This is a genomic window from Acinetobacter sp. L-24, from assembly GCF_056857555.1.
In genome coordinates this window covers 156975-180221 of record NZ_JBSXNI010000042.1, presented here as the reverse complement: position 1 = coordinate 180221, position 23247 = coordinate 156975, and the positions used below count along the sequence as shown (strand labels likewise).

Annotated in this window: 28 protein-coding genes and 1 other RNA gene; 11 read left to right on the top strand and 18 right to left on the bottom strand. The window is 43.0% G+C overall.

The window, feature by feature from the left end:
* Positions 1-139 precede the first annotated feature (139 nt).
* Complete coding sequence (hpaI, locus tag AC13CK_RS09505; protein ID WP_004279848.1) at positions 140-934, bottom strand: 4-hydroxy-2-oxoheptanedioate aldolase; 795 nt, start codon at positions 932-934, stop codon at positions 140-142.
* A gap of 243 nt (positions 935-1177) precedes the next feature.
* Between hpaI and nfsB the strand changes: the two genes are divergently transcribed.
* Entirely contained in the window at positions 1178-1831 is a 654-nt protein-coding gene (nfsB, locus tag AC13CK_RS09500; RefSeq protein ID WP_219309527.1) for an oxygen-insensitive NAD(P)H nitroreductase, read from the top strand.
* Between the two features lie 107 nt (positions 1832-1938).
* A complete protein-coding gene (locus AC13CK_RS09495; RefSeq protein WP_425878259.1) occupies positions 1939-2166 on the top strand; it encodes a hypothetical protein in 228 nt (75 codons plus the stop codon).
* On the opposite strand, the gene AC13CK_RS09490 is transcribed toward AC13CK_RS09495, so the two are convergent.
* The 4 genes from AC13CK_RS09490 to AC13CK_RS09475 all read right to left on the bottom strand — a co-directional run bounded on the left by AC13CK_RS09490 (position 2129) and on the right by AC13CK_RS09475 (position 5846).
* Entirely contained in the window at positions 2129-2983 is an 855-nt protein-coding gene (locus AC13CK_RS09490) for an EamA family transporter (RefSeq protein WP_425878257.1), read from the bottom strand. The genes AC13CK_RS09495 and AC13CK_RS09490 overlap by 38 nt on opposite strands.
* An 85-nt stretch (positions 2984-3068) precedes the next feature.
* On the bottom strand, positions 3069-4106 hold the full coding sequence (gene fba, locus AC13CK_RS09485) for a class II fructose-bisphosphate aldolase (RefSeq protein ID WP_004279853.1): 1038 nt from the start codon (positions 4104-4106) through the stop codon (positions 3069-3071).
* 119 nt (positions 4107-4225) lie between these two features.
* Positions 4226-4504, bottom strand: a complete 279-nt coding sequence (locus AC13CK_RS09480) for a hypothetical protein (protein WP_005107177.1) — start codon at positions 4502-4504, stop codon at positions 4226-4228.
* Between the two features lie 154 nt (positions 4505-4658).
* On the bottom strand, positions 4659-5846 hold the full coding sequence (locus AC13CK_RS09475) for a phosphoglycerate kinase (RefSeq protein ID WP_004279856.1): 1188 nt from the start codon (positions 5844-5846) through the stop codon (positions 4659-4661).
* Positions 5847-5985: 139 nt separating this feature from the next.
* On the opposite strand from AC13CK_RS09475, the gene AC13CK_RS09470 reads away from it, so the two are divergent.
* Genes AC13CK_RS09470 through AC13CK_RS09460 form a run of 3 tightly spaced genes read left to right on the top strand, consistent with a single transcriptional unit; the run spans position 5986 to position 8160 of the window.
* Positions 5986-6369, top strand: coding sequence for a DUF2237 family protein (locus AC13CK_RS09470; RefSeq protein ID WP_004279857.1), 384 nt, complete (start codon positions 5986-5988; stop codon positions 6367-6369).
* Positions 6369-6962: a Maf family protein gene (locus tag AC13CK_RS09465; RefSeq protein ID WP_004279859.1), complete on the top strand. Its 594-nt coding sequence runs from the start codon at positions 6369-6371 to the stop codon at positions 6960-6962. The genes AC13CK_RS09470 and AC13CK_RS09465 overlap by 1 nt, the downstream gene beginning before the upstream one ends.
* 28 nt (positions 6963-6990) lie before the next feature.
* Positions 6991-8160 (top strand): ribosomal protein uL16 3-hydroxylase, encoded by a 1170-nt coding sequence (locus AC13CK_RS09460; protein WP_425878253.1) that lies wholly within the window; start codon positions 6991-6993, stop codon positions 8158-8160.
* A gap of 85 nt (positions 8161-8245) precedes the next feature.
* On the opposite strand, the gene AC13CK_RS09455 is transcribed toward AC13CK_RS09460, so the two are convergent.
* From AC13CK_RS09455 to AC13CK_RS09435, 5 genes are all read right to left on the bottom strand, one after another.
* Positions 8246-10168 (bottom strand): sensor histidine kinase, encoded by a 1923-nt coding sequence (locus tag AC13CK_RS09455; RefSeq protein ID WP_425878251.1) that lies wholly within the window; start codon positions 10166-10168, stop codon positions 8246-8248.
* The gene (locus tag AC13CK_RS09450; protein WP_482831128.1) at positions 10168-10851 is read right to left on the bottom strand and encodes a response regulator; all 684 of its coding nucleotides are present in this window, start codon (positions 10849-10851) and stop codon (positions 10168-10170) included. Before AC13CK_RS09450 ends, AC13CK_RS09455 begins: the two co-directional genes overlap by 1 nt.
* A 221-nt stretch (positions 10852-11072) precedes the next feature.
* On the bottom strand, positions 11073-11855 hold the full coding sequence (locus AC13CK_RS09445; RefSeq protein WP_224215737.1) for a glutathione S-transferase N-terminal domain-containing protein: 783 nt from the start codon (positions 11853-11855) through the stop codon (positions 11073-11075).
* Between the two features lie 117 nt (positions 11856-11972).
* A complete protein-coding gene (gene rraA / locus AC13CK_RS09440; protein ID WP_482831127.1) occupies positions 11973-12482 on the bottom strand; it encodes a ribonuclease E activity regulator RraA in 510 nt (169 codons plus the stop codon).
* 12 nt (positions 12483-12494) lie between these two features.
* The gene (locus AC13CK_RS09435; RefSeq protein WP_100355031.1) at positions 12495-13160 is read right to left on the bottom strand and encodes an NAD(P)H-binding protein; all 666 of its coding nucleotides are present in this window, start codon (positions 13158-13160) and stop codon (positions 12495-12497) included.
* Positions 13161-13374: 214 nt separating this feature from the next.
* Here AC13CK_RS09435 and rpsT point away from each other — a divergent pair, with 214 nt between their 5' ends.
* The gene (gene rpsT, locus AC13CK_RS09430; protein WP_482831126.1) at positions 13375-13644 is read left to right on the top strand and encodes a 30S ribosomal protein S20; all 270 of its coding nucleotides are present in this window, start codon (positions 13375-13377) and stop codon (positions 13642-13644) included.
* 161 nt (positions 13645-13805) lie between these two features.
* Here rpsT and AC13CK_RS09425 read toward each other — a convergent pair whose 3' ends face one another.
* From AC13CK_RS09425 to AC13CK_RS09415, 3 genes are all read right to left on the bottom strand, one after another.
* On the bottom strand, positions 13806-13931 hold the full coding sequence (locus AC13CK_RS09425) for a hypothetical protein (RefSeq protein ID WP_004646731.1): 126 nt from the start codon (positions 13929-13931) through the stop codon (positions 13806-13808).
* Positions 13932-14168: 237 nt separating this feature from the next.
* Positions 14169-14909 (bottom strand): histidine phosphatase family protein, encoded by a 741-nt coding sequence (locus tag AC13CK_RS09420; RefSeq protein ID WP_253147948.1) that lies wholly within the window; start codon positions 14907-14909, stop codon positions 14169-14171.
* 62 nt (positions 14910-14971) lie between these two features.
* Entirely contained in the window at positions 14972-15823 is an 852-nt protein-coding gene (locus AC13CK_RS09415) for a 3'(2'),5'-bisphosphate nucleotidase CysQ family protein (protein ID WP_312327309.1), read from the bottom strand.
* Between the two features lie 13 nt (positions 15824-15836).
* Between AC13CK_RS09415 and AC13CK_RS09410 the strand changes: the two genes are divergently transcribed.
* From AC13CK_RS09410 to AC13CK_RS09395, 4 genes are all read left to right on the top strand, one after another.
* Positions 15837-16523 carry an HAD-IA family hydrolase gene (locus AC13CK_RS09410; RefSeq protein ID WP_482831125.1) on the top strand — a complete coding sequence of 229 codons (687 nt, stop codon included), beginning with the start codon at positions 15837-15839 and terminating at the stop codon, positions 16521-16523.
* Positions 16516-16956 carry an RNA-binding S4 domain-containing protein gene (locus AC13CK_RS09405; RefSeq protein WP_005246619.1) on the top strand — a complete coding sequence of 147 codons (441 nt, stop codon included), beginning with the start codon at positions 16516-16518 and terminating at the stop codon, positions 16954-16956. The genes AC13CK_RS09410 and AC13CK_RS09405 overlap by 8 nt, the downstream gene beginning before the upstream one ends.
* 145 nt (positions 16957-17101) lie before the next feature.
* The gene (gene recA / locus AC13CK_RS09400) at positions 17102-18145 is read left to right on the top strand and encodes a recombinase RecA (RefSeq protein ID WP_004279873.1); all 1044 of its coding nucleotides are present in this window, start codon (positions 17102-17104) and stop codon (positions 18143-18145) included.
* Positions 18146-18236: 91 nt separating this feature from the next.
* On the top strand, positions 18237-18854 hold the full coding sequence (locus AC13CK_RS09395; RefSeq protein WP_482831124.1) for a regulatory protein RecX: 618 nt from the start codon (positions 18237-18239) through the stop codon (positions 18852-18854).
* A 212-nt stretch (positions 18855-19066) separates the two neighbouring features.
* Here the strand turns inward: AC13CK_RS09395 and ffs are convergent.
* Positions 19067-19163, bottom strand: an RNA gene (gene ffs / locus AC13CK_RS09390) — signal recognition particle sRNA small type.
* A gap of 294 nt (positions 19164-19457) precedes the next feature.
* Between ffs and AC13CK_RS09385 the strand changes: the two genes are divergently transcribed.
* Entirely contained in the window at positions 19458-20255 is a 798-nt protein-coding gene (locus AC13CK_RS09385) for a tol-pal system YbgF family protein (protein ID WP_425878239.1), read from the top strand.
* Between the two features lie 64 nt (positions 20256-20319).
* Here AC13CK_RS09385 and lpxA read toward each other — a convergent pair whose 3' ends face one another.
* Genes lpxA through AC13CK_RS09365 form a run of 4 tightly spaced genes read right to left on the bottom strand, consistent with a single transcriptional unit; the run spans position 20320 to position 23167 of the window.
* Positions 20320-21108, bottom strand: coding sequence for an acyl-ACP--UDP-N-acetylglucosamine O-acyltransferase (lpxA, locus tag AC13CK_RS09380; protein ID WP_004279876.1), 789 nt, complete (start codon positions 21106-21108; stop codon positions 20320-20322).
* Positions 21105-21590 carry a 3-hydroxyacyl-ACP dehydratase FabZ gene (gene fabZ / locus AC13CK_RS09375; RefSeq protein WP_425878583.1) on the bottom strand — a complete coding sequence of 162 codons (486 nt, stop codon included), beginning with the start codon at positions 21588-21590 and terminating at the stop codon, positions 21105-21107. The genes lpxA and fabZ overlap by 4 nt, the downstream gene beginning before the upstream one ends.
* 5 nt (positions 21591-21595) lie before the next feature.
* Positions 21596-22666, bottom strand: coding sequence for a UDP-3-O-(3-hydroxymyristoyl)glucosamine N-acyltransferase (gene lpxD, locus AC13CK_RS09370; protein WP_425878236.1), 1071 nt, complete (start codon positions 22664-22666; stop codon positions 21596-21598).
* A gap of 3 nt (positions 22667-22669) precedes the next feature.
* Entirely contained in the window at positions 22670-23167 is a 498-nt protein-coding gene (locus AC13CK_RS09365) for an OmpH/Skp family outer membrane protein (protein ID WP_191112430.1), read from the bottom strand.
* Between the last annotated feature and the right edge of the window lie 80 nt (positions 23168-23247).

Here is a 23247-nt window from a genome sequence, read left to right as displayed (position 1 = left end):
TGTTCTTGTAAAAATTGTTCTGCATCTTGAAGGTTCATTATGATTTTCTTATGGCTGAATGAATAGCTCATCTAAAGAATTTCCGGTTAAAAATAAACTAAAAATCTAAGCAAGCTATTCATTCAGAATCTCTTGTTGATTAATAACCGCTAGTCGGATTAATCACATTGATATCCTTTTTATATTTCCCCAATAGATCACGCAAGGAATTCATCAAAACACTGGTATCTACGCCCACTGCTACAAACTCAGTGCCAAGTTCGATATATTTTTGCGTCACTTCATGCTGGGTTGACAGAATTCCTGCAGCTTTGCCTGCAGAACGAATCCGCTGGATTGCATCAATTACAGCTTTTTGTACTTCAGGATGATTCGGATCACCTTGATAACCCATAGTGGCAGATAGATCAACGGCGCCAATAAACACGCCATCAATCCCGTCGATCTGAAGAATAGCATCCAGATTTTCAAGTCCTGTGACCGATTCAATCTGGATTAATAAACAGATTTCTTCATGTGCCGTCTGATAATAATTTGGAATGCTGTTCCAGCGGGTGGCACGTGCCAGTGCAGCACCAACGCCACGAATTCCTTCAGGCGGATAACGGACTGCCCTGACCATGAGTTCGGCCTGTTCCACGGTTTCTACCATCGGAATCAACAGCGTTTGTGCACCGATATCAAGGAGTTGCTTGATCAGTTGTACGCTACCAATGGGTGGTCGTACCACTGCTTGCGAGGGATAAGCAGCAATACTTTGCAGTTGCGACAAAGTCGTTCTCAAATCACTGGGTGCATGCTCACCATCAATCAGCAGCCAGTCATAACCTGCATTTGCCGCAATCTCGGTTCCATAGGCATCTGCCAATCCAATCCATAAGCCGATTTGCTGCTGGGTTTTCAGTTTGTGTTTAAAGTAATTGGTCACTTGCATCCGCTAACCTATTTGCATGTTGCTGGCGATGCCTCTTATTAAACGCTTCTCGCTTAAAAGTGCCAATAGACAAAAACTGGATTTTAATCTGATTTAACTCTAAGTTTTGCTTGAATCCAGCTCAAGATCATCTCAAAACAGGCTTTGCCTGATGCTTTTTTATTGTAATAATCAGGGGATGTGAAAAATGTATATATTTAAAACTTCTACTCGCTGTTTATTTAAAAAGATTGGAGTCCATTGATGGATTTACTCAAGATCACACAGACCCGCTATACCACTAAAGCCTATGATCCTAGCAAGAAAATCCCGGCAGAACAGTTTGAACGCTTATTAGAAATTTTGCGTCTGGCACCCTCTTCAATCAATATTCAGCCTTGGCATTTTTTTATTGCCGATCATGAGGCAGCCAAACAGCGCATTGCCAAAGCCTTGGTCGGTACTTATGCCTACAATGCACCCAAAGTTCTGGATTCATCCCATACCATTTTATTCTGCACCAAAGCCGATATTAATGAGTTGCATCTGGAAAACTTATTGAACCGCGATGATCTCAGTGGCCGATTTAAAGATGAATCCGCCAAGGAAGGTCAGAAAAACACCCGTGCAGGTTATATTCATTATTATCGTAATGAAAAAGGTGATATTCAGCGTTGGGCTGAAAACCAGACCTTTATTGCACTCGGTCAAATGCTCTTGGCTGCCGGAATTGAAGGGGTTGATGCCACCCCGATTGGCGGATTTGACGAAGAGATGATTAGTGAAGAATTACAACTCGCAGAACAGGGCTTGATCCCCTCTGTATTGCTGACTTTAGGCTATCGCAGTGAAAACGACTTCAATGCCAAACTGCCTAAATCACGTCTTGCCGCTGAAGATATTTTCACCAAACTGTAAGGAATTTGTGCTATAAAAGGGGTCAAGCGCCCCTTTCCATATCAATTCGGGCCTATTTTTTGCTTTATTTAATTTACCATCTAATAGAATAACAATAGAGGTCATCTATGTCGCTCCTTACATCCAAATCCCTGAAATTTGAATGCCATCATTGCGATAAAATTTATCTCCAGCACTATAAAGATCAGCAGCATCGTTATCCGCATTGTCCAGACTGCCAACAGACCGGTTTATTGCTTGGACTGGCCGAAGCAGGCGACCTGCTCCGACATCCGATTGAATTTGCATCTTCTTATGTCAAACAGACATTGCATAAGCTAGGCAAATCACACTAGTCAAGCCTAGCAGCAATCCTAGAGTACTTGCAGGTTTGAGCCGCTCTTTAAAGAATACCAGACCTGCTATCACACCAAATACCACCACCAGAATATTCATGCCGGCAAAGACGATCGCCGGTGAATCCTTGAGCAGCATATGGGCTTTGACATAGAACGCAATATTGGCAAAATTCAGGATACCCAATAACAGACCAGCGCCGATATTCTGCATCGAGCCCAAGCTTTTATATTTGAGTAACAGATAGCCCATCGAAATGATCAGAGCGCAAACAAACATCAGATTCAGCGCCACCGCGAATTGCAGGCCAAGACTGGTTGTATATTTCAACAATACATCTATCAGTGCATAACCGACCCAGACCAAGCCCAGATATAACATTCCCTGACTGCCCTGTCCTGTACTTTGTCGATGTGAAAACAGGATGCACAGCACTGCGCCAATACCTAAAGCGATCCCGAGTATTTTCAGCTGATTAAACTGTTCCTGAAAAATGAAATAGGCTGCAGCCAGTGACAAAACTACCGAGAGTCGCTGGGCAATTTCGGTTTTTAAAATCCCAGCCGTTTGCAAAGCCTTGGCCAGAAACAAGAATACGCTCGGAAGCAAAATACCCAGAGCCAGAATAAGCAACCAAGGCGTCTGAGACATTGAAATATGTTGAATATCAGGCTTGAACCAGAAAAAACACAAGAGGCTGGCTGTCATATAGTTCCAGCTAATCATGTGTATCGGACTCAAGCCCTTATTTTTGGCGACTTTTAATAATATTGAGACCGCAACGCTGCATAGCGCTGCTGCGAAAATCAGTTCCATATGCTGCTCTTATTCTTGATATTTATGAGTCTACAAAAAAGCCCACATTTGCAGTGGGCTTTTTTTATAAATGATTCACTGGGAATTATTTATAGTGTGACACCATTTTCTCTAAAGAAATTGGGCGAATCTTGTCTGCATTACCTGCAGTACCAAAAGCTTCGTAACGATCGATACAAATTTGCTTCATTGCGTCTACAGTTGCGCTGAAGAATTTACGAGGATCGAATTCGCTTGGTTTTTCTGCCATCATACGACGCATTGCACCGGTAGATGCCAAACGCAAGTCAGTATCGATGTTAATCTTGCGCACGCCGTGTTTGATCGCTTCAACCAGCTGTTCAACCGGAACACCGTAAGTTTCCTTGATGTCGCCGCCATACTGGTTAATCACTGCCAACCATTCTTGTGGCACAGAGCTTGAACCGTGCATGACAAGATGTGTGTTTGGAAGTGCTGCGTGAATTTCTTTAATGCGGTCAATCGCAAGAATATCACCTGTAGGTGGACGCGTGAACTTGTACGCACCGTGTGAAGTACCTACTGCAATTGCAAGCGCATCAACATTGGTATCAGCAACGAAGCTACGCGCTTCTTCAACTGAAGTCAGGAGTTGAGAATGATCCAGTACGCCTTCTGCGCCTACGCCATCTTCTTCACCCGCCATACCTGTTTCAAGGCTACCCAAACAACCGATTTCACCTTCAACAGATACGCCACACGCATGTGCCATTTGAACTGTACGGCGAGTCACATCAACGTTATATTCATATGAAGTTGGTGTTTTACCGTCTTCACCGAGTGAACCGTCCATCATTACTGATGAAAAGCCTAACTGGATTGAACGTTGGCAAATATCAGGGCTGGTACCGTGGTCTTGATGCATTACCACTGGAATATGTGGCCATTCTTCAATTGCAGCCAAAATTAGGTGACGCAAGAACGGAGCGCCTGCATATTTACGCGCACCCGCAGATGCTTGTACGATAACAGGTGAATTGGTTGCATCTGCTGCAAGCATAATTGCACGCATTTGTTCTAAGTTGTTTACGTTAAATGCTGGTACGCCGTAAGCATGTTCGCCGGCGTGATCCAAGAGCTGGCGCAATGAAATAAGAGCCATAATATCCTCCCAGTGAATGCCACATATTCTACATGTTCAAAGGTTTCAATTCAGCAACAAATAACACTATTTAAAAAAAATCCCTGCATTTGCAGGGATTTTGTGTCACATCAGTCAGATTAAGGTGCTACAGGCTCTGAAGTCGCAGCAACCGACTCGTCTGCAGTCGCTTCATCTGCTGGTGCATTGGCAACTTCAGCTGGAATATCGGTATTTTTTTCATCTAAAATTGGCTGGTCAATGGCATCAATGGCAGCTTGCTGTTCTGGAGTCACCGTCTGATCTGCCACTGCTGCCGAGCTTTCTGCTTCAGCTTCTGGTGCACTTTCCTGTTTTGCACACGCAGTTAATGCCAGAGATGCTGCTAATAATACTGCAATAGTTAACTGTTTTTTCATCACGTATTCTCATCATTTGGTGATTTAATGACTGCATCTTATGACAGATTTATTGCATTTTAATGACCAAGCCATGAAGGGTAAGTTTGCACTGTCAAAAAAATGACATAAAAAAAGCTGGCACTTTGCCAGCTTTTTAGCTTAGGACATGCAATTAAGCACGTTCTAATAGCACTGCAACAGCAGGAAGGGTTTTACCTTCAACGAATTCAAGGAATGCACCACCACCCGTCGAGATATAGCCAATCTTGTCAGCCACTTCGTACTTGTCGATCGCAGCAAGCGTGTCACCACCACCCGCGATCGAGAAACCTTCCGATTCAGCAATCGCTAAAGATAAAGTTTTAGTCCCTTCACCGAATTGATCTACTTCAAATACGCCTACCGGGCCATTCCAAAGAATGGTTTTAGAGGTTTTCAGGATTTCTGCAAATGCTTTCGCAGTTTCCGGACCAACATCTAGAATCATGTCGTTATCAGCAACATCTGCAACGTTTTTCACCGTTGCTTTTGCAGCAGCCAATGAACCCAGGAAGTCTTCAAAGTTAATTTCAGAGGCATCTGCAACCACAACGTCAGTAGGAAGTGGAACTGCTACTTTTGCAGCAATGGCTTTTGCCGTATCGATCAGATCCTTTTCACACAATGATTTGCCCACGTTATAACCGGCCGCAGCAAGGAACGTGTTGGCAATACCACCACCGACGATCAATTGATCACAAATGTCAGAAAGTGAGGTTAAAACGTCCAGCTTGGTAGAGACTTTAGAACCTGCAACAATCGCCACCATTGGCTTTTCAGGGGTTTGCAGTGCACGACCAAGCGCATCAAGTTCAGCTGCCAGTAAAGGACCTGCAGCTGCAACTTTAGCCAGACGCGCTACGCCTTCAGTAGATGCTTCTGCACGGTGTGCTGTACCAAAGGCATCCATCACGAATACATCACACAATGCTGCATATTTTGCTGCAAGTTCAGGATTGTTTTTCTTCTCGCCGACGTTAAAACGGCAATTTTCCAGTAGAACTACCTGACCTGGCTGAACATCAACGCCATCTAAATAGTCAGTAAACAGTTTCACTTCTTGGCCCAAAGCTTCAGTCAAGTAAGCCGCTACAGGAGCAAGTGACTGTTCAGCTTTAGGCTCACCTTCAACCGGACGACCCAGATGAGAATACACCATGACTGCAGCGCCTTTTTCTAGTGCTGCTTTAATCGTTGGCAATGCTGCACGAAGACGCGCATCGCTGGTGATCACACCATTTTTAACAGGAACGTTTAAATCTTCACGGATCAGAACACGTTTACCTGCTAAATCGAGGTCAGTCATACGCTGAAAGTTCATGTAGAGCTCACTTTATAGATATTAAAACCAGGCGATTTTAAATGATTATGCAGAAAAAGGTTAGCATCTTTTGCAGAAAACATTATGAATGCCAAAGTTTTGTTATGATAGAAAAAAGCCTCTTTTAGATTCAGTCCCTATGTCGATACATCCTGATCCAAATCTTAACCGTTTGAACGTGTTAGGTGAGCCTTTGTCCAGCTGTTGCTTCGATCCGATTACCGGATATTTCCGCAATGGCTTTTGCCATACTGCGACCACCGATCTGGGCCAGCATACGGTTTGCGCGCAAATGACCTCAGAATTTCTGAATTTTTCTCAAAAAGTCGGTAATGACCTGATTACGCCTTTGCCCGAACTGGATTTCCCGGGCCTGCAACCTGGCGATTTCTGGTGTATCTGCGTAACGCGCTGGGTCGAAGCCTATGAAGCGGGTCAAGCTCCACCGATCAAGCTACAAGCCTGTCACAAAGCTGTTCTGGCGTATGTACCGTTAAATATTCTTGAGGAATATGCTGTCTAATGAATTCTGCACAGATTATCTTGGCATCGTCCAGTCAAACCCGCAAAGCGCTGATGGATCGTCTGCATATTAATTATATTTCCATGGTACCGGATATTGATGAATCTCCTCGCGGGGAAAATCACGCAGATGATCTGGCACAACGACTGGCTTTTGAGAAAGCCAGATATATTGCTGAACAAAATCCAGAAGCGATTGTGATCGGCTCAGATCAGGTGGCATGGCGTGAAGGTGCGCCGGATATTTTTATTGGTAAACCGTTAACGACTGAAAAGGCCATTCGCCAGCTACAAGCCAACTCGGACAAGATTGTCTATTTTAGTACTGCGCTCAGTGTGCAGCAGCTATCGACCGGTTTTGAACAAAGTCTGGTTGAACACTATAAAGTCAAGTTCCGCAAACTGTCTCAGGTCGAAATCGAGCGTTATGTCGAAATTGAACAACCTTTGCATTGTGCAGGCAGTTTCAAATGTGAAAGCCTCGGTATCAGCTTGTTTGAAGAAATGATCGGACAAGATCAGACCACGCTGATGGGCATGCCAATGATCAAGCTCTGTCATATTCTTCGTGAATTAAAAATTTTGGTTCCTTAATCTCCCATTTAAATTCAGGCTGTAATCTATGTCTCAACCTTTAGACGTATTAGGCGGTATTACCGCTGAACAATTCCTTAGCGAATACTGGCAAAAGAAACCTTTACTGGTGCGTAATGCAATGCCTGAAATCGCCAGTTTGCTTGAACCCAATGATGTGATGGAACTTGCGCTTGAAGAACATGTCACTGCCCGTCTCATCAAGCAGAAAGATCGTGATCCGAATCAATGGAGCGTGAAATCTTCACCTTTGCTCAAAGCAGATTTCCAGAAAATGCCCAAGCTCTGGACGCTTTTGGTTCAGGCTGTAGATCACTATTCATTTGACCTGTCGGCACTTTGGAAAAAATTCCCATTTATTCCACAATGGCGTCGCGATGACATCATGGTGTCTTATGCACCGCAAGGCGGTTCAGTCGGCAAGCATTTCGATTTCTATGATGTGTTTCTGGTACAAGGCTATGGCCATCGTCGCTGGCAGCTTGGGCAAATGTGTGATACCGAAACTCCATTTGTTCCGGGTCAACCGCTTAAATTATTGCCTGAAATAGAAGTGAACTTTGATGAAGTGCTGGCACCTGGCGACTTGCTCTATGTGCCGCCTGGTCTGGCTCATTACGGCGTGGCTGAAGATGACTGCCTGACTTATTCATTCGGTTTCCGCATGCCAAATATCAGTGACATGATGGATCGTGTCGGGGATAAATTCTCTGAAAATGAAACGCTGCGTAACCCATTGCTGGATATCAACCGTGATCAAGTCGGTGCTATCGGTGAAGTGAGCAGCAATGAGCTGGAATATCTGAAAGAACACATCATGCAGCAACTGCATAATTCCAATGTTCTCGAAGATGCCATCATGAGCTTGATGTCCGAACCTAAATATCCTGAAAACCTGCCTGAAGCAGAAGAAATCGGTACAGGTGATCTGGAAGAAGCACTCGATCAGGGCTATAGCCTGATGCTCGAACCTGCGTCACGCCTGCTTTATACTGAAACGGACGGCGACGTTCTGTTCTGGGCAAATGGTGAGGGTGTGTGCATCTCTGAGACATTTACCGCAAAACTCAAACAGCTTGCAGATGGTGAAGCGCTGTTATTCGGTGAAGACTTCGCTGATGAAGAAATTCTGGAAGATGTTGCTGCATTATTAAATGAAGCCGTGTTGATGCTGGTTCCACCGCCAGAAGACGAGTAATCTTTCCACGGTTCTATTTAGGCAATAATTTTAAGAGGATCACATGATCCTCTTTTTTATTTTTAGAGTCTAGAATTCTAACTAATTAAGGCTGATACAGCTCTAATACAACACGAATCAGCGTATCTCCTTGTTCAGATTCAATCTGGAACAATCCTCCCATGCGCTCAACCCGCATTTTCATGCTGCGCATTCCAATACTCAGACCATTTTTTTGCACCATGTCAGCATCGAAACCGATGCCATTATCCTGAATGCTTAAAGTAAGCTGATGTGGCTGGGAATATTCCAGACTGACTTTTACCTGACTGGCCTGACTATGCTTAATGATATTGGTCAGACTTTCTTCGACTACTCGGATCAAGGTTAAACACTGTAATGCCGTCGGTTCACGCTGCCAGACTTTTGGAAATGACCATTCAACTACAATCCCCATTTCTTCCATCAGCTGGGTAAAACGATAACGTACCGGTGCGATCCAGAGTACCGGCGTTTGTGGGACTTTATTTTCAATAGATGAACCACTGTCAATGATTTGTCTGAGATCATCTCTGAGCAGTTTCAGCATGGAAAGAAACTGCTGTTTAGAAACTGTTTCGCTACTTTGATCCACCAGAATCATGGAACGGACAATAGACCCTCCCAACCCGTCATGCAGTTCATGTGACAGATTAATCCGCTCTTGCAGACGAACATTGGTCAGCTCCAATTGATGTTTATCGCTCAGGCTTTTATTCAGGTCAGCACTGACCTGCTGGACTTTACGTTCTAACTGGGTATTAAATTTTTCGATTTTCCTGACATTACGATTCAGGCGTGTGCCCATAATCAGCACGACAAACAAGGTAATAATTGGTGAGGTATAGGGAGATAAAGGTGAAAACTCATTGACCGTGGTTTGGTTCAACATGATCAGGTCAATGACTACACACAGCAGAATCCCCCAAAGACACAACGTCAGGAAGAGATATTCTCCATTTCGGGTTTTGATGGCCTGATAGCTGATATACACAGTACAACTAACAAAGAGCAATACATAGAAGATAAACACTCCACCTAGCACCTGCTCCAGATAATTCAAGGGACTGATCATCACCAGTAGGCTGGACAGAACGCTGACCAGAATAAATCCTCGCTCCAACTGCTTAAATTTCTGTTTTACAAAGCGGATCAGATACAGACAAAAACAATGGATATAGGCAATGAAAAAAAGCATATTGGCTTTAGCTGCCGAAATCGTGGAGTGAAATGGAAAATTTTCTGTAGTCAAGACATTGGAAATAAACAGAATCCACAACAGTGAACTGAGTGCCAGCCAGCCAAAAGTGGTTTCTGAACGCCGGAATAACCAGATAATGAAACAGATCAGCCCAATCGTGGCAGAGAAAATCATATTGATCTGGAATACGGTACGGCGATCCCAGATTTTTTCCAAATACTGCTGGCTATTCACCAACACATTATTAAACTGAATATTGCCCAGGCCCGCGCTTTGGAAACTGTAGCCATTTACATAAATCAGGATTTCATTACTGTCTTTACGCAAACCGCTAATCGGGAAAACCCAGTAACGCGGCATATTCCAGCTTTTCGACAAGGGCTCTTGCAAGTTCCGGTCAGACCAAAGCAAGTCACCATTCAGGAACACGGCACCTGCCGAATTAATATAATCAATAGAAAAGGCAACCGGTTCTGCAAGGCGGATGTTGTCCTGACATGACCAACGCCAGACAATCTTGTACCAGGCACCCCCATGATAATTCTTCCAGTTATTCTGCCAGTTATCCGGCAAACGTACGCTTTGCCAGCCTGATGTCGGCATCTCGGTAGGACCCTGAGCCTGAACCTTCTGAATATATTCGATCTTCACCTGACAAAGATCATTAATCTGAAAATGGTTTTGTGCCTGACTGATACTACAGAACAAGCAAAGCCAGCTGCACAGGACAAAAACACCGATCCATTTCAGTCGCTGCCGTTTGCTGCTTCTGGAACAGGCAGATGACATTACAGAATTCCCAGATGCCGTGCGGTACTGACCGCCTTGGTACGTTTACTGACCGAGAGTTTGCGGTAAATATGCTTGATATGACTTTCGACGGTATAGCGTGATACACAGAGCTGCTCGGCAATTTCACGATTACTCAGACCTTGCGCAACCAAGGACAGGATTTCCTGCTCCCGCTGTGTGAGCGTTTCCTGATCCGCAGCTGGCCTGTTCTGCTCTACTGTTAATGAAATGGCAGGAATAGAAATCTGTTTTAAAATTTCACGGGCAACAAAGGGATCAATCGGTGCACCGCCACGCAAAATACTGCGAATAGCCAAGGCGACTTCAACATCATCCCGTTCTTTCAGCACATAACCGGTTGCACCGGCCTGAATTGCGCTAAACAGGCTATCTTGGGTACTCCAGGCAGACACCACCAGAATCAACGCTTGTGCGTCCTGTTCGCGGATTTTTTCAATAATTGAAATCCCACTTCCATCCGGTAACCCTAAATCCACCAAGGCCAGTGCAATCGGCTGTTGTTGAATTATGGAATATGCTTCTTTAACCGTATTGGCAAATAGCAGAACGTCTTCGTTATACCCCAGATTGGTTAATATAATTTTTAAACGGCGCTGAATAACATATTCATCTTCAACGATTAATACAGGTACTGGCAAGACTGCCTCTGGTGCTGTCATAAGCACGCCCCTTATATTTATTGTTATGTCCCATTAAAGATTAAAATATAAACAAAAAAGCTCTAAAAATCATGATTTTTTTCATTTATTTATAAGTTTTGGTTTTATGCGCATAGAGACACATAATCTCTCTCACACTAAACACAGATAAAAAAATGCCATCTGTTGATAAGATGGCAGTTCTAGATAGAAAATCTTTGAAGTTACACAAGCTTCCTACTTTAAGCAGTACCGTATTGCTGTTTTAAATATTTCACAATCTCAGCCGATTCAAACATGCTCACCCCTGTATTTGGATCGACCAGATAAGGCAGCTGAATCGTATTTCCCATCATTTCAAACAACTGTTCACGCTTGCCACCCGCAAGCGGTTCATATTTCCCCGGCTTTAAACGTAACTTGGCTGGTCCATAATCTTGCCAACGTTCTTTGGCCACATTATGAAAAACAAACGGCACTTCTAGCTCTGAGAGAACACCACGTACTACCCGGACAAAAGGACTGGCTTCAAAACCCCATAATTCCAATAGCTGTTCCGGTGCCGGACGATTTAGCACCTGTTTATTAATCCAGACTCCGCGCGCACCATTGATAATCGTTCCAGCAAAAGCGGCGACTGGAATTTTCGGATAAGTTGCATATTTCTTTGGCGTTTTGCCACTTTTGCCATAATGCTTGAATAGATGGTGAATAATATCCTGCGACTCATACATCTGATCGCCTGTATTTTCATCCACCAAAAATGGAAAGCGGCTCTTGCCACCCAACTGTTTTACGACCGGACGATATTTTGTACCGCCCTTAGGGCACGGATAAACTTCATAATCCAGATTGAGTAAGGTCAGCACTTCACGCACCCGACGACAAAAAGGTGAACCTTCAAATTCATAGAGCTTAATTGATTTTTCAGGCTGATTCGGAAACGGCGTTCCGACCATGCCACGTCCCCCTTGGGCGACTGAAGAGGCTAAGGCTTGTGCGACTTTAATTTGATGACTCAACATAGTATTTTCCTATTTTTGTTTTATATTAATGAAAGACAGAATCTAGGCATCCTGTCTTTCAGGGTACAGATGAGTTTTGTTGTTATTCTTGCATGCAGAAATGCAGATTTCAGCCGATTAAGCCACTAAAGCTGTTTTAGACACCACAATACCATTATTGTCTGCATAGACATAATCGCCAGCATTAAACGTGACACCACAAAAGCAGAGAGAGATATCAACTTCACCCACACCCTTGCGGTTGCTCTTTTGCGGAATAGCCGCCAATGCATGCACACCAAGATCAAGTTCAGCAATCGCATCGACATCACGAACGCAACCGTAAATAATCACGCCATTCCAGTGATTTTTTACCGCTGATTCTGCAATCAGGTCACCCATCAAGGCACAGCGCATGGATGCACCGCCATCTACGACCAGGACCTTGCCTGTTCCATTTGTGGCCAACAACTCTTTCACCCGCGAGTTATCTTCAAAACATTTTACTGTCACAATCTGACCGCCAAAGGTTTTGCGCGCCCCATAACTCTTAAAAAATTTACCGTCCAGGCAAGGTGTCACCACCTGAAGCTCTAATTCTGGATGATCATCTAACAAGTCACAGGTAACAAATGCTGCTGTAGACACGGTGTTTTCTCCTCATTTCATTTTTTGTATGCGTAAATTATCATAAATTTCAAATTTTACCGTCTGAGTTAGCGCGGCCTCGACCATAGTATGAGCCACCTGATCGGCTGTCACTGGCTTATACGCAAAACTATCCGGAATAAAACGCGATACTTTGTGATAAACCTGCTGCGCGATATCTTCCAAAAAGCGCTGCTCTGGACGTTCACCAATGAGTAATGAAGGTCGAATCAGGCTGATTCTGTCCAAGGACAATGTTTGCACATATTCTTCTAGCTCACCTTTGACCCGATTATAGTAAAAATGCGATTGGGAATCGGCACCCATTGCGCTTAGCAAAAGATAATGGGCTGAGGTTTGCTGTAATAGCTCTGCAAAGTGAGCATTTATGGTATAGTCAATACTATAAAATGCCTGTTTGGATCCGGCTTTTTTCATGGTGCTGCCCAGGCAGCTAAAACCATGGCTATGCTTACTAACATCCTGATCATTCAACATCAGGAAATCTTCCAGTACCAGTTGTTGAACTTTATCCAAAGCATCCAGATCATTTTGATGTTTTCTGACCACTGCAGTAATCTGCTGGCAAGTCGGCTCATCTTGCAAACGTTTTATCAGTTGTTTTCCCACCAAGCCGGTGGCACCTATCACGATGGGATGAGTCAGTGATTTAGTCATTTTTTATACGATCTCCTAGGTGGAATACTAATCTAACGTTTTCTTTAGAATTTTTCTGCATCTAAAATGTTGTCAAAGCATGTCAAGACTTGACTTCGGTGCTTAGTTTAATCAAAATATGGCACTTGTTTACGGGCTGGTGATAATTCCTCTGATGTTGGTTTTCAGTTGAGTTTCAGCCCGCCCAGACCAATCTATTTCAAGGAGTGCACGAGTGGCAAACTCTGCTCAAGCTAAAAAACGTGCTCGTCAAAACGTTAAAGCACGCAAACACAACGCAAGCTTGCGTTCTATGGTTCGTACCTATCTTAAACGTACATTAGCTGCTATCAGCACTAATGACTATGCAGTTGCTACTGAAGCGTACAAATCGCTTGTTCCAGTAATCGACCGTATGGCTGACAAAGGCATCATCCATAAAAACAAAGCAGCTCGTCATAAGAGCCGCTTGAACGCGCAAGTTAAAGCACTAGCTTCTTACTAATCGCAAATGAAAAAAGCCCTTTTTAGGGCTTTTTTTGTGTCTGGAATTTGAAGAAACTAAAAAATATAATGACTCATTCAGAAAAATAATTTGTTTAGACAGCACTCATCCAGTCAATGCTATACTGTGAGATAAAAACCTGAATCTCCCTCTCTTTTAGATTATTGATCTTTATCCATAGAGGATGGCGAAGTGGTTTTATCCTGTTTCGTATTGTCAGTGTCCCGCTTTTGACATGCGGTTAAACCCAAAATCGCGATCAGGCTAAAAATTGTGATAACTTTCATAATTTTCCTCAAGATGAATATTTCTATATTTATTAAGCATAGATAATTTTTATACTTACATTATTGAATTTTCACCCTATAAATGTAAAAGGTGCAGTTTAAAATTTATTTTTATCGTTTTAGACTGACTTTTATTGAATGGTCAATATGAAAGGCCACACCATCTTCATAATTCCTAACTCCCCAACAAAAAACTCAACTGCTGCGAACAATTGAGTTTTAAAAGAATATTTTCATTTAAGAAAGTTGGGAACGTTTAAAATCAGCAATATCCAGTTCATGTACCTGACCGCGCCAGATCCATTTCAGCTTGGATTCTAAAAATACATCACCTTCAAACCAGACAAACAGACCTTCCATCATTTTTGGCCAGTCTTCCCGACTAACATCCTGACGCCCTGACATCACCGCAATCATCGCTGCCAAAATGGTATCGTGGCTGACGGCCAGACTCAATCCATATTTATTTTGTGGATGGGTGTTATAAATCAGTTCCAGCACATCCACCACGCCATGAATCGGCTGTTTCATCCCCGGCAAGGCATTATTGACAAAACTGTTGATAAAACCGAGTGCACCTTGCTTGGCAAAATAAGGTCCGGCTTTTTGAATATCCAGTACAAAGCTGCCAGGCTCTACCAGAAGCCCCTGTTCAATAATTTCAATACGATGGGTATTCTGCTCAGGGGTAACCGCATCTGCCCCTTCAATCATCAATGCAGCGGTATCAATACAACGCTGGATTGGACTTGAAATACAGTGATGAATCACGCGATCGGTTTGATCAGCCAGATAAGCGCCCCATTCCTGCGCCAGATCCCGCCCCTGACTGGTCAGTTGCAGATCATAGCCTGCCAAACCTTGACCCGGAACCTCCTCACGAATCGAATGCCGTGTAAATAAGGTGACAGGCGTCTGTACATCGGGCAATAAATCAATTGCACTCAACATACTCGGTGGAAGCAGTTTCAGGGACACGTTACAGCCAACTCTGGATTGGTAATAGGTTAAGTACCACTATAACACGCTCAGAATTTTGCTCAATGCTCGGCCTGCATGTCAGACACCGCCTGCAATGCAATAATTTTCATATCATTATTTTTATAGGCAATGAATCCACCATTCAGCAAGGTATCCCGATGATTATAAATAAATGGACGGCCTTCTAAATCGACCAGGCCACCACCAATCCGTTCGAGCATACATTGACCAGCGCTGGTATCCCATTCCGAGGTCGGATGAAAGCGTGGATAGATATCGACCTGATCTTCCAGCATCATGCAAAATTTATAAGCGCTGCCCGCTTTAAACTCTGTGTAGTCCGTGAGCTTGGCCAAACTTTGCAAATACTCCAGATATTTTGGTTTCTGCTGACTACTTTGGCTCAATCCCACAGCAATCGTTTTAGTAGTTTCAAGCATTTCATAAGCAAACCATGTCATCTTTTGGATATCATATTTATAAGGCAAGCCCTGCTCAGGACAGAAATAAATCAGTTGCTGCTCCGGAACCGCCAATATGGCAAAAGTGGTCAAACTGCCTCTGACTAGACTCAAATTAATGGTAAATTCGGGGCGCTGGTGCAGAAATTCCTTGGTACCATCTAGCGGATCCAGTAACCAGAATTCTGACCATGAGCGGCGTTCATGTTCCTGTCCTTCTTCAGACAATAAAGGCAAACTTGAAATCTCTGCCAAAGCTTGGGTCAGATAAGTATCGACCCGAAAATCTGCCTGAGTCACCGGAGAATTATCATTTTTTTTGATGACATCAAAAGCCGCACCAGAACAATAACGCTGATATTCTTCTCGCAAAATTTCACAGGCTTGTGTCAAAATGGGCACAAACTGCAAAATCATTGGATCTTGTGGTGCTGCTGTTGCTTTAAACATAGAAAACCTAAATATGTCAAAATGCTCTGAAAAACCTACCATAATTTTCGATATGGATGGTACTTTACTTGATCTTGCCTACGATGATTTCATCTGGAACGAGTTATTGCCTGTGCGTTATGCTGCCACACATGGCTGTAGCCTGGAACACAGCCAGGCGACACTCTATGCATTCTATCAGGAACATAATCATACCTTAAACTGGTACTCTTCACGCTTCTGGACGGCTAAAGTCGAAGTCGATGTTCTGGCGATGCAAATTGAACATAAAGATAAAGTCGCCTTGCGCCCTCATTGTCTCGAATTGCTCGATTATCTTAAAAATAATGGCTATCCAATCTGGCTGGCCACCAATGCTGACTGTGCGGGTCTAGCATTTAAACTGGATCATTTGAATTTAAGAGATTATTTCGATGTCATCGTCAGCTCAGAAACGATCGGACATGCCAAAGAATTTATCGAGTTCTGGCAAGGCCTGAATGAACTGCATCCATTTGATCCTGCACATGCTTATTTTATTGATGATACTGAAAAAGTCCTGAATGGGGCTCAAGCCTATGGCATTCAGAACCTGTTCAGCATCCAGCAGCCCTCTTCAGCCAAACTAGCACGTCAGACTTGTAATTACCCGATGCTGCACCAATTAACAGATTTAATCACTCATTTAAATCAGGCTGAGGTAGAAAAAAAATATGCGTAAATCGTCTTTACCCGAAGATGCGGTAGGCATGCGTATAGACAAATGGCTGTGGGCAGCACGGTTTTTTAAAACCCGCTCGATTGCCAAACATGCGATTGAAGGTGGCAAAGTCCATCACAATGGTGAACGTGTCAAGGTATCGCGCGAAGTCCGTGTTGGTATGGAACTGACGATTCAACAAGGCATCGACAAAAAAACCGTGCTGGTTAAGGAACTTTCTGATGTTCGTGGACCTGCACCCGTGGCACAAAAACTGTATGAAGAAACCGAAGTCAGTATTGCGCGCCGGGAATTGATTACGTCACAAAGAAAGTTGCATAATCTAGCTCGTCCCGACCATCGTCCAAGCAAGAAAGATCGTCGTGACATCAGTAGATTTAAAAATGAAAATAGTCAGAATTTCGATCAGTCATGGTCCTATAATGACGAATAAATTTAAGCGTCAGAATATGTCGTACATGCGCTGACTTTTATAGAACACTAGGGAAAATTCTGTCACTATACACCTGTGGAACAAAGCTCTAATTTAAGACATCCACTTGAGTACTAACTTAGTGACATCGTATTGAGGTTGTAAGATGGATGAGAATAAAAACAAGGCGCTCAACGCTGCCTTAAGCCAGATTGAAAAACAGTTTGGTAAAAATACAGTTATGCGTCTTGGTGACAATACCGTTCAGGCAGTTGAAGCCGTGTCTACAGGTTCTTTAACGCTGGATATCGCACTCGGTATTGGTGGTTTACCTAAAGGTCGTATCGTCGAGATCTATGGTCCTGAATCTTCAGGTAAAACCACAATGACATTGCAAGCAATTGCAGAGTGTCAGAAAGCAGGCGGTACGTGTGCATTTATCGATGCGGAACACGCACTTGATCCTCAATATGCGCGCAAACTTGGCGTAGATATCGACAATCTGCTGGTATCGCAACCGGATCACGGTGAACAGGCACTTGAAATTGCAGACATGCTGGTACGTTCTGGCGCGATCGACATGATCGTTGTCGATTCTGTTGCTGCATTGACACCACGTGCCGAAATTGAAGGCGAAATGGGTGACTCGCATATGGGTCTGCAAGCCCGTTTGATGAGCCAGGCACTGCGTAAAATTACCGGTAATGCCAAACGCTCAAACTGTATGGTGATCTTCATTAACCAGATTCGTATGAAGATTGGCGTCATGTTTGGTAGCCCGGAAACCACAACCGGTGGTAATGCACTGAAATTCTATGCCTCTGTTCGCTTGGACATCCGTCGTATTGGCCAAGTGAAAGAAGGTGACGAGATTGTTGGTTCTGAAACCAAAGTCAAAGTCGTGAAAAACAAAATGGCGCCTCCGTTTAAAGAAGCTTTATTCCAGATTCTTTATGGCAAAGGTGTTAACCATCTAGGTGAATTGATCGACCTTGCTGTACAGCAAGAAATCGTGCAGAAAGCTGGTGCGTGGTATTCTTATCAAGGCGACAAAATTGGCCAGGGTAAGAACAACACCATCCGTTATCTGGAAGAGCATAAAGAAATGGCTCAGACGATTGAAAAACTGATTCGTGACCAGCTTCTGACTAAAGCAGTGGTTGTTGAAGAAGACGATAGCAAGGAAGAACCTGACTTTTTAGATGCATGATCTTATTAGATGCATCATCTTTAAACGTCAATACACAGCGCCCTCCGGGGCGTTTTGTTATTATATAGGGAATCTAAAATCCGAGAGAATCATGTCAGACGCGAAATTCAGCAAACTGCTCGATTATGAAACTTTAAAACAGCAATTTGGTGATACTGAAGATCAAGCTCAACCTGCAAAAAGTGCGATCCAAGACGCTCCTGAATTTGATCCTGAAGAACGTTTGTTTTCCTCTACCCCAACTCAGGATGAGAAGAAACCGGGACTGACAGGCTCACGCTTACGTTCTTATGCCTTTGCGGTAATGACGCGCAAGGAATATTCCAAAGCCGAACTGATAGAGAAATTAGCACTCTATGCAGAACATCGTGATGAAGTCATTAACTTAGTGGAAGAACTGTCTCGTGAGAACTATCAAAGTGATCAGCGCGTGGCGGAAACCATGTTGTCGAGTCAAAAGCGTAAAGGCAAAGGCCCCAATCAAATTAAAATGAAACTCAAGAGCAAAAAGATTGATATTGCTCTGATTTCAGAAGAACTCAAAGAAACCGACTGGGTTCAACAAGCCTATGAACTAAAAGTCAAAAAATATGGGACTGAGGTCAGTGAAGACCTGAAGCTCAAAGCCAAACAGATCCGTTTTCTAATGTATCGTGGTTTTGAAATGGATGCGATTATCAAGGCGATTAACCGTAAAGCAGAAGATTAATTCTTATCTTCTTTGAAAGTCTTAATGCACGTATAAGTATATTGGTTATTTATCCAATATTAGCTGCAAAATAAAGCACGACATAAAATAATAATGATCTGAATCATTAAAATAATAAGATAGTGCTGTTTGATGACATTGAAAAAGGAATGATATTTGAGAATAGAAAACTGCGAATTCGCATTGTTATTATAATAAGAATATGGTGGCAACCCTACCAGCAAAGCTCCGGCACATCATAGTTCTATTACCGTTGCTACCTTCCGGTCCTGGCGGGGTTCATAGAGTACAATTGCGAAGTAACCAGCAGGGCTACCATTACAAAAACAGAGTATAGAGATTTTTAATCAAGTTGCAAGCCTTGTTCCGCAAAATAATCCCTCAAGCTATCCGTTTGATTATTTTAAAAACAATATTGATATTTCTGCTGATTTTTAAGGGATCTTCACAATCAATCCATCAACACTCAGATTCACATGATCTTTGTAAAACCTTGTTGCATTTTCTAAAAATGCCGTTTTTAATGTGTGCAATGTATATGAATGATCTACTTTGAAAAGATGAGCAGCGGATCCGCATCTCACAAAGAATTATGGAAATTTTATGATGTTTAAAAAGACCGTATTGTGTGCAGTGACAGCACTCTTTACCACGCCTCTATTTGCCAATATTCCGATTGAATCGCGTGGCTTGAGTCAAGCTACGAATCAAACCACAGTAAATACCCCAGCAGCAATTGCGGCTGGTGCAACTCCAGCAGTTCAAACCAATACCAGCTGGCAAATCATGCAAAAGAACCAGCAACTCGAAAATGACCTGCGGATTTTGCGCGGTAAAATGGAAGAACAGGAAAATGAGATTGAACGGCTCAAGAATGAACTGACCAATCGTTATGCCGATCTTGATCAGCGCCTTGAACTATTGCAACAAAAAATTGAACCTGCTGAGGACAATCCAACGGAGGAAAACCCACAGGATACTGCACCCAGCCTAAGCGAAAATAAGGTTAATACAGCAAGCAGCGGACAGCAACCTGCTGAGCTGGAAAAAGCAGCTTATACCGTGGCTTTAGATGCTTATAAAAATGGCGGTGCAGCCAAAGCCATTGCACCGATGCAAAACTTTATTAAAAACAATCCGAATAGCGCTTATATCAGCAATGCCTATTTCTGGTTAGCGGAATTCAATCTGGCGATTGACCCGCCAAAATTTACTGAAGCGAAACGTAATTATCTGATTGTCGTTGACCGTTACCCAAATTCTGCGAAAGCCTCCACTGCCCTGTATCAGCTTTATAACATCAGCAAAGATGTTGAAAAGAATACTACGCTTGCATCGCAATACAAAACAAAGCTATTGAAGAATTATCCGAAAGCTGAGGAAATTAAATTTCTTAAGTAAAATAGAAGTTCCCAAAATAAAAAAGACACCTTAAATAAGGTGTCTTTTTTATTATCTTAAACTTTTAGCGCACAATACCGCGCTTCGACTGTTCAAGAGAATCAATGAGACGCTGTACTTCAGCCACTTCCGGCAAAATTCCTGTACGGATCTGCTCGATTGCTTCCTGAGTTGTTAAACCTGATTTATAAATCAGTTTAAAGGCATCACGTAAACCGCTAATCACTGTCTTTGACCAGCCTTTACGACGCATACCTTCAATATTCATGGCAAATGCATGCGCAGGATTACCTGAAACCATTACATAGGCCGGTACATCTTTCAGAATCAGTGATGCCCCACCAATCATGCTATAAGAATCAATCTTACAGAACTGATGAATGCCCGAGTTTCCGCCAATGACGACGTAGTCCCCGACATGGACATGTCCAGCCACACCGACGTTATTAGCAAAGATATTATAATCTCCGACCATACAGTCATGTGCAATATGCGTATTCACCATGAGCAGGTTATGACTACCGATCTTGGTCAGGCTCTGGTCCTGAACCGTGCCACGATGCAGACTGCAATGCTCACGAATCTTGTTGTGATCGCCAATCTCAAGCCAGGTTTCTTCACCGGCATACTTAAGATCCTGACACACCTCACCTACACTGGCGAACTGGAAAATTTCATTATATTCACCTATACGCGTATAGCCACCCACCACCACGTGTGAATGAAGTTTGCTACCCGCACCAATAGTGACATTTGGCCCGATAATACAATATGGGCCAATTTCTACATCAGCAGCAATGACTGCTGATGGGTCAATAATGGCAGTTGGATGAATAAGGGGATTATTGCTCATGCCTGCTCGACTTTTTGATGCGAAACCATAATTTCCGCGGTTGTTGCGACGACGCCATCTACAGTGGCAATACAATTATATTTGTAAATGCCCCGCTTTTGCATCACTAATTCAGATTTTAAAACCAATTGGTCACCTGCAACCACCTGTTTTTTAAATCTAACTTTTTCCGCACCGGCAAACAGGAACAAAGAACCTTCACTTGGTACTTCGTTATTCATCACAAAACCCAGAATTCCAGAGATTTGTGCCAGTGCCTCAACAATCAGTACACCTGGCATAATTGGATAATTCGGAAAATGGCCTTGTAAAAACTCTTCATTAATTGAGACGTTTTTATAACCAACAATGCCATTCTCGGTAATCTCGACTACGCGATCAACCAATAAAAATGGATAGCGATGGGGCAAATATTCACGAATCTTTTGAATATTCATTGGCAATTCAGGCTTCGTGAATGTAGGCAAATTCGACTCTGTCATCATAATTATTTACGCAACTTAAATGTTGATTCAATGGACTCAATCTGAGATTGCATATGATCTAGTCGTTTGATCACCTGGGTCAATGGCACATCTGCTAATTGTCTGAGGCGAACCACGGTACGTTTCCATTTCTGGTTTTCAAACAGACCAATCCCGGATGAATATTTTCCAGCTTCAGAAATATTATTTGTCACCATTGACATTCCGGTCAACGTCACATTATCGGCAATATTCAAGTGTCCAGAAATCGCAGAGGCACCACCAATGATACAGTTTTTGCCAATTGAAACACTTCCTGCAACGGCAGTTTTTGCAGCAATCGCGGTATGTGCACCAATTTTAACGTTATGCGCGATTTGCACAAGATTATCAATAATAACACCCTGTTGCAAAATCGTATCATCCAGTGCACCACAGTCTACGCTACAATTTGACCCAATACGCACATCATCCTCAATGCGTACAGAACCTAATTGCGCAATACGGTGCCATTTACCTTGATAAGGTGCAAAACCAAACCCTTCGCTGCCAATCACGCTATTAGCATGAATACGCACCCGATTACCAATTTTTGCTGCGCCGGTGAGGGTCACATGTGAGTCAATAAAACAGTCCTGACCGATCTCGACATCATCATCGATCTGCACATGCGCCTGAACAATCGTATTCGCACCCACGACACAATGCTCACCAATCACCACATAATGACCAATATAAGCATCGTCCGCGATCATTGCCGACGGGTGAATTTGAGCAGTACTTTCAATGCCGCGCTGGCGATGTTTTCTCTCAAAGACATGCGTCAAAATCGCAAAAGCCAGATAGGGATTTGCCACAACAATAAAGTTTTGATGTGAAGTTATCTGTTGTTTTAGTTCAGCCGTGACAATTAAAGCACCTGCCTGACTTTGATTGGCCTGCTCTACATATTTATCGGCATTCACAAATGCAAGATCTTGTGAGGTTGCCTGTTCAAGACTGGCCAAAGCACTCAAACGTAAATCTGTCTGACCTATGCACTCGCCCTGAACCAGGCGAGCGAGATCAGCTAACTGAAGCTTTTGATGATTCATTGATTATTTAATTGCATTAACCTTTTGAATCATTTTATCAGTTAAATCATATTTAGCATCATAAGCAAGTGCTGAATTTTTATTTAAAACTACATCCAGGTTGTTTTCTCTACGCAATTGTTCAGCAATTTGCTTCACACGTGCATCAAATACAATTCGGATCTGCTGAATCGAGCTTTGAACATTAGTCTGTACAGACTGTTGTAACTGATTCAATTCTTGCAACTTAGCCTGATATTCCGCAGACATTTTCTGTTTTTCAGTCTCACTGAGCTTAGTGTTGGATTGAGCACGTTGCTGCAAAGCTTCCAGCTCTTTGCTGAGTTGTTCAATTTTAGTGGTTTGTGGCTGAATTTTTTGCTGAAATATCGTGTTTTGTTGTTTTAGATAGGTACTACCTTCAACCACACGCTCCAAGTCAATTACCCCCATGCTAGCCGCTTGAGTCAAAGGAGCAACACTTGCCAAAGCCAGGCTCATTGCCATAATCATTTTTTTCATATTCTTACTCATTCAAAAAAATTTGCTCACAAAACCTGCAGGCTTTATGAGCAAAATTTAGTTTCTAGGTCAAAACGATT